Below are 5,986 nucleotides of genomic sequence, written 5' to 3'. Positions count from 1 at the left end.
CGGCGGGGCTGCTGGCGGCACCGGTGCGGCGGCTGTCGCCGGTGCACGGGTACCTGGCGACGGCGAACATGCGGGCCAACTCGCGGCGGCTGGCGGCGGCGGTCACGCCGATCGTGCTGGCGGTCGCGGTCGTCTCGGTGCAGCTGTTCAGCCAGAGCACGCTCTCCGCCGCCGCGGGCCGGCAGGCCGTCGACGGCGTCGTGGCCGATCACGTGGTGACCGGGAGCGACGGCGGCGTCGGCGCCGCGGTCACCGACGAGCTGCGCGACGAGCTGGGCGACGACGCGACGGTGACGCCGGTCGTGCACAGCCAGGTCGTCGTCCGCTACAACGAGCTGGGCGACCCGGCGCAGGCGGCGTTCGCCGCGCAGGGGCTGGACCCGGCCGGGCTGGACCGCACGCTCGACCTCGAGGTCCGCGAGGGCGACCTCGGCGACCTGCGCGACGGCACGGTGGCGCTGAGCCGCTCCGCCTCGGCCACGTTCGGCGCGTCGGTCGGCGAGACCGTCGAGATCGTGCTCGGCGACGGCACCACGATCGAGCCGACGGTGGTCGCGGTCTACGGCCGCGGCCTGGGCTTCGGCGACGTCACGCTGCCGCACGACCAGCTGGCCGAGCACACGACCACCGGGCTGGACAGCTGGGTGCTGGTCGGCGGCGGCGACGCCGAGACGGTCGCCCAGGTGACGGCCGAGCACCCCGGCCTGGTCGCCGGCACCGGGTCCGACCTGTCCGCGGCCGGCTCGGCCGAGCGCGCCGCGGAGACGTCGTCGAGCCTGGTGGCGATTCTCGCGCTGCTCGCCTACCTGGCCGTGTCGGTGGTGAACACGCTGGTCATGGCCACGGCGGAGCGGACGCGTGAGTTCGCGCTGCTCCGGCTGGCCGGCGCCGCCCGGCGGCATGTGCTGGCGATGATGCGGGTCGAGGCGGCGGTCATCGTCGCGGTGTCGGTCGTCGTCGGGTTGCTGGTCGCGCTGCCGCCACTGGTCGGGCTCAGCTTCGGGCTGACCGAGTCGCCGGTGCCGTCGATCTCGCCGGCCGGCTTCGCCGGAATCGTGCTGGCGACGGCGCTGATCGGCTTCCTCGCCATCGGCATCCCGGCCCGGGCCGCCCTGCGCCTTCGCCCCGTCGACGCGATCGGCCTGCGCGAGTAGTCGATCACGTCGAGGAGGCCGGCTGTGCAGGCGCGGTCAGTCGCGGCGGTAGGCGACGTCGATGGCGTGGCGGGTGAAGCCCTCGCGCTCGTACAGCCGGACGGCGGCGGTGTTGTCGCCCTCGACGTAGAGCGTGACGGTGCGCACCCCGGCGACGTCGGCGAGATGGCGCAGGCCGGCGATCGTCAGCGCGCCGCCGAGCCCACGGCCGTGCGCGGCCGGCGCGACGCCGAGGACGTAGACCTCGCCGATCGGCTCGTCGATGCCGTCCGGGCCTGGGCTGGGGTCGTGCGGATGCACCTTGGTCCAGTGGAAGCCCAGCAGCTGGTCGTCGGCGTCGACGGCGAGGAAGAACCCGGCCGGGTCGAAGTCGGCGGCGGACTCGGCGGACCGGATGTCGTCGAGGGTCTGGCCGCCCTGCTCGGGGTGCCAGTGGAACGCGGCGTTGTTGACCTCCAGCCAGGCTTCCTCGTCGCGGCCGGGCCGGAACGGGCGCAGCCGCACACCGTCGGGGAGGGTGGGCTCGGCGAACTGGCCGGGGGCGATCCGGCGGCGCAGCTGCAGCAGCTCGCGGGCGCGCACCAGCCCGTGCCGGCGGGCCAGCGCCGCGGCCGCCGGATGGTCGCCGTGCGACCAGATCCACAGCTCACCGGTGAGGAAGTCCAGCAGGTCGGCGAGAAGCGAGCCGCCCAGGCCCTGCCGGCGATAGGCCGGGTCGACGACGAGCTCGGCGGCCAGCCGATCGCCCTGCGCGGCCGCGTACGCCGCGCCGACGAGGAGGTCGCCGGCGCGAGCGGTCAGCGCGGCCATCGTCGCCCCGGAGCCGACGGCCGGGAACAGGTCGTCGGAGAACGGTGCGACGGCGTCGGCCGCGCGGGCCCGGTCGGCCAGCGCCGTGACCTCCGCGACCTCCGCCGCCGTGAACGTCGTCGCCATCGCGACGACATTACCGGTCAGTCAGCGAGGGTGATGCTGACGTCGGCCCGGTCGTCCAGGTCGGTGTCGTCGGGCAGCGGGACGGTGGCCGCCGCGCGGCCGGAGCGGCCCTGCTGCGGCGGGACGAACCGGTAGCCGACGTTGCGGACGGTGCCGATCAGCGACTCGTGGTCGGCGCCGAGCTTGGCCCGCAGCCGCCGCACATGGACGTCGACCGTGCGGGTACCACCGAAGTAGTCGTACCCCCACACCTCCTGGAGGAGCTGAGCACGGGTGAAGACGCGGCCGGGATGCTGAGCGAGGAACTTGAGCAGCTCGAACTCCTTGTAGGTGAGGTCGAGCGTGCGGCGGGCCACCTTCGCGGTGTACGTGGCCTCGTCGATGACCAGGTCGCCGGAGCGGATCTCGTCGGGCGCGTCGTCGCCGGCCGCGGCCAGCCGGCCCTGCGCGAGCCGCAGCCGCGCCTCCACCTCGGCCGGCCCGGCCGAGTCGAGCAGCACGTCGTCGATGCCCCATTCGGCGGTGACGGCGGCCAGCCCGCCCTCGGTGACGATGGCCAGCAGCGGGACGTCGACCCCGGTGGTGCGGATCAGCCGAGTGAGCCCGCGGGCGTGCGAGAGGTCGCGCCGGGCGTCGACCGCGACGACGTCGCCGGTGGGCGCGTCGACGAGCGCGGAGGCCTCCGCGGGGAGGACCCGGACGTCATGCAGCAGGAAGCCCAGGGCCGGCAGCACCTCGGCCGACGGCTGCAGGGAGTTGGTCAGCAAGACGATGGTTGCCATGTCGTGACCTCCAGTCGGCCGGGGCCGGTGAACGCAGAAGGGACCCGCCGGCGTCATCGCCCAGGTCCCTTGGTGGGAGAGAATAGCTGATATGCCGGACCTCGACACACCAGGGGCACCAACAACACCCCGGCCGGACGCACGCGTGAAACGTTCCGGACACTCGCGCCGCCTGCAGGCGGCCGACGGGACGCTGCTGCACGCCCGCTACTTCCCGCGCCGCGACGGCGTCGACGGCGACCTCGCCGTCGTGGTCGCGCACGGCTTCACGCAGAGCTCGCGCAGCCCGCAGATGAGACGCATCTCCGGCTGGCTCAGCGAGCACGCGTCGGTCGTCCTGCTCGACCTGCGCGGGCACGGCCGGTCGCGCGGCCACTCGACGCTGGGCTGGCGCGAGGTGCTCGACATGGACGCCGCGGTGAGCTGGGCCCGGGCGCTGGGCTACCGGCGGGTCGCGACGCTCGGGTTCTCGCTCGGCTCCGCGGTCGCGGTCCGGCACGGCGCGCTGCACCGCGGTGTCGGCGCGGTGGCCGCGGTGAGCGTGCCCGGTGAGTGGCACTACCGCGGCACGGCCGCCATGCGGACGCTGCTGCGGCTCATCCTCACCAAGCCCGGGCGCATGCTGCTGCGGCTGCTGCGCCGCACCCGGGTCTCGCCGGCCGGCTGGTCGACGCCCGCCCCGATCGACGCGCGGGCGGCGGCCGCCGAGCTCGATGTCCCGCTGCTGGTCGTGCACGGCGACAAGGACGACTACTTCCCGGTGCACCACGCCTGGCAGGTGCACGCCGCCGCGCCCGTCGCGACGCTCTGGCTGGAGCGCGGCTTCGGGCACGCCGAGGCCGGCGCCACGGAGCCACTGGTCGCGCGCATCGGCGCCTGGCTCGACGAGCACACGCTCGCCGTCGACGCGGTCCGGTCGATGTCGTGATGGCGAAGGTGACGGTTCGGTACTGGGCAGCGCTGCGGGCGGCCGCCGGCATCCCCGAGGAGGTCGTCGACGCCGGCACGCTCGCCGAGGCGCTGGCCGCAGCCCGGACGGCGCACCGCGAGAGCCCGCGGTTCGGTGCCGTCCTCGACATCTGCGCCGTCGTCGTCGACGGCACTCCGGCCGGCGCGCGCGACCCCGCCACCGTCGCCCTGCACGACGGCTCGGCGATCGAGCTGCTCCCGCCGTTCGCCGGCGGGAGCAACCCGACCTCGTGTTGATCTAGCTCGCGTCGGAGCGGCGGCCGCCGACCAGGTACGACGGGTCGCCCACGGCGCCCTCGATGGTCGCCAGGCCGAACTCGCCGTCGACGATGTCGAACGACTGGCGCGGCGCCTCGATCGCCGTCGCCTCGCCGCTGGCCAGGTCGACGGTCAGCGTGCCGTTCTCGGTGGCGCCGAAGACCGTCGAGTCGTCGATCGCCAACCCCTGGATCGCGAAGTCGGCCGCGACCGGGGTGACCGTGCCGGCCTCGACGTCCAGGATCAGCCCCTGCGGCGACCAGCCGATGAACAGGCGCTTGCCGTCGGGGGAGACCAGCGCGCCGGTGGCGCTCGGGTTGGAGTTGGCGACGACCGGGTTCGCCCCGGCGAGGTCGGCGGCCGACGGGGTGGCCGGCTCGTGCGTGGCGGCGTCGAGCCAGGTGATCTCGAAGGCGGTGGCGTTCTCGTCGGTGGCCGAGATGGTCAGCAGGTACGGGCCGACCACCATCGCCACCTCGATCGGCGAATCGGCGTAGATGCTGTCCTCCACGTTCGCCTTCGACGCGACGGTGTTCCAGGCCTCGGCGCCGTCGAACGTGCGGGCCCTCCAGCCGAAGTAGGTGTCGCCGTACTCCCCGCCGTCCTCGGTCCACGCCTGGCCGAGGACGTAGGAGATCGCCAGGTCGCCGGAGATCCCGGCGAAGTACTCCTCCAGGTCGTACTGGTCGACGACCATCGGCTCCGTGTCACGGTTGATCGGGACGAACTCGGTGGCACCCGGCTTCAGGACGAAGTCGCCGGCCAGCACGCCCTGATCGGTCCAGTACACCTCGGTGTGCGGGTTCTCGCCCTGCGGCACGGTGATGTGCACCTCGGCCGGGAAGGACGGGTCGGCGCTGCCGGCGTCGCCACCCTCGTCGCCACCGGCGTCAGCCGGCCAGGCGAGGTAGCCCCACGCCGTCGACGCCTCGGTGACCGCGTCGCCGGCGTCGTCCTCGGTGACGATGACGGCGACGCCGGGCTTGCCACCGACCTCGGTCGCCCGCAGCGCCGACACCTGGCCCGGCAGCACCTCGGACTTCCACAGCCGCTCGCCGGTCTCGGCGTCCAGCGCGACGATGTGGCGGTCCGTGGCCGGGTCCGACGCGTCGGGCTCGAGGGCGAACACGGTGCCGTCGATCAGCGCCGGGCGCTCCAGGCCCTCGTGCGACCAGCAGTTGTCCGGGTCCAGGCCCTCGGGCAGCTCGGCGCCGATCTGCGGCGGGCAGCTGAACTCGGGTGTGGTCTCCTCCGGCGTTGACGGCTCGTCCGACGGCGCCTCGCTCGGCGCATCGGTGCTGGTCTGGTCCGCCGACGGCTCGGAGTCGTCGCCGCACGCCGTCAGGGCAACCGCGGCGACGGCGAGCAGCGCCGTGACGCGGCCGCGAATGTTCGTCATTTCCTGTGGATCCTTTCGAACGACTACGCGGTGTGCCCGATGACGTAAAACGATGTGCCAAATACCTTAGGGAAGGGGCACGCGTCCAGTAGGCGAGACCGAGATCACGCCGTGCCTCGAGGGCAGCCGGACTGTTGTGGAGTTGTTGTCATTTCGGCGTGGGTGGGCGGTCCGCGTCTGCAAGCATTCAAAGGTGCCCTCCGTTCACGCCTCGCTGGCCGTCGCCGCCCTCGCCGGCGTGCTGGCGCTCGCGTCGGCGTCGGGGAGCACGCTACTGGCCGTCGGGATCGCCCTGGTCATCCTGATCTTCACGCTCGGCGCCGTGGCCGCCACCCGGGCCGGCGCGGCCCGCCGGTCCGCCGCCATCGCGCTCGCCGCCGGTGCCGGCGCACTGGCCTGGACCTGGTCCGACGCGACGTCCGACCTCACCCCGATGGCGGCGCTGCTCGGCCCCACGCTGGTCGCGTCGATCATCGTCCAGCTGGTGC

Annotated in this window: 6 protein-coding genes and 1 pseudogene; 4 read left to right on the top strand and 3 right to left on the bottom strand. The window is 73.9% G+C overall.

Annotated features, from left to right (window positions below):
• A partial coding sequence (locus C1I92_RS32425) for an ABC transporter permease (RefSeq protein WP_146605375.1) occupies positions 1–1,154 on the top strand: 1,154 nt, incomplete at its 5' end.
• A gap of 36 nt (positions 1,155–1,190) precedes the next feature.
• On the opposite strand, the gene mshD is transcribed toward C1I92_RS32425, so the two are convergent.
• Complete coding sequence (gene mshD, locus C1I92_RS32420) at positions 1,191–2,090, bottom strand: mycothiol synthase (protein ID WP_111258753.1); 900 nt, start codon at positions 2,088–2,090, stop codon at positions 1,191–1,193.
• Positions 2,091–2,107: 17 nt separating this feature from the next.
• Positions 2,108–2,872 carry a winged helix-turn-helix transcriptional regulator gene (locus C1I92_RS32415; protein ID WP_111258752.1) on the bottom strand — a complete coding sequence of 255 codons (765 nt, stop codon included), beginning with the start codon at positions 2,870–2,872 and terminating at the stop codon, positions 2,108–2,110.
• Positions 2,873–3,017: 145 nt separating this feature from the next.
• Here C1I92_RS32415 and C1I92_RS32410 point away from each other — a divergent pair, with 145 nt between their 5' ends.
• Both C1I92_RS32410 and C1I92_RS32405 read left to right on the top strand, forming a co-directional pair.
• Positions 3,018–3,800, top strand: coding sequence for an alpha/beta hydrolase (locus C1I92_RS32410; protein WP_199521818.1), 783 nt, complete (start codon positions 3,018–3,020; stop codon positions 3,798–3,800).
• The gene (locus tag C1I92_RS32405; RefSeq protein WP_111258751.1) at positions 3,800–4,078 is read left to right on the top strand and encodes a MoaD/ThiS family protein; all 279 of its coding nucleotides are present in this window, start codon (positions 3,800–3,802) and stop codon (positions 4,076–4,078) included. The genes C1I92_RS32410 and C1I92_RS32405 overlap by 1 nt, the downstream gene beginning before the upstream one ends.
• A gap of 1 nt (position 4,079) precedes the next feature.
• On the opposite strand, the gene C1I92_RS34695 is transcribed toward C1I92_RS32405, so the two are convergent.
• Entirely contained in the window at positions 4,080–5,498 is a 1,419-nt protein-coding gene (locus C1I92_RS34695; RefSeq protein WP_199521817.1) for a PQQ-binding-like beta-propeller repeat protein, read from the bottom strand.
• 193 nt (positions 5,499–5,691) lie between these two features.
• Between C1I92_RS34695 and C1I92_RS32395 the strand changes: the two are divergent.
• Positions 5,692–5,986, top strand: a pseudogene (locus C1I92_RS32395) (hypothetical protein); the annotation flags it as partial.

The organism is Jiangella anatolica (assembly GCF_003236295.1).
Lineage (GTDB): Bacteria > Actinomycetota > Actinomycetes > Jiangellales > Jiangellaceae > Jiangella > Jiangella anatolica.
This window is presented reverse-complemented; position numbering and strand designations above follow the sequence as displayed.

Excerpts from the sequence above, each read along its gene's own strand:
- C1I92_RS34695 (WP_199521817.1), bottom strand. The coding sequence starts at position 5,498 with ATGACGAACATTCGCGGCCGCGTCACGGCGCTGCTCGCCGTCGCCGCG.
- C1I92_RS32405 (WP_111258751.1), top strand. The coding sequence starts at position 3,800 with ATGGCGAAGGTGACGGTTCGGTACTGGGCAGCGCTGCGGGCGGCCGCC.
- C1I92_RS32415 (WP_111258752.1), bottom strand. The coding sequence starts at position 2,872 with ATGGCAACCATCGTCTTGCTGACCAACTCCCTGCAGCCGTCGGCCGAG.
- mshD (WP_111258753.1), bottom strand. The coding sequence starts at position 2,090 with ATGGCGACGACGTTCACGGCGGCGGAGGTCGCGGAGGTCACGGCGCTG.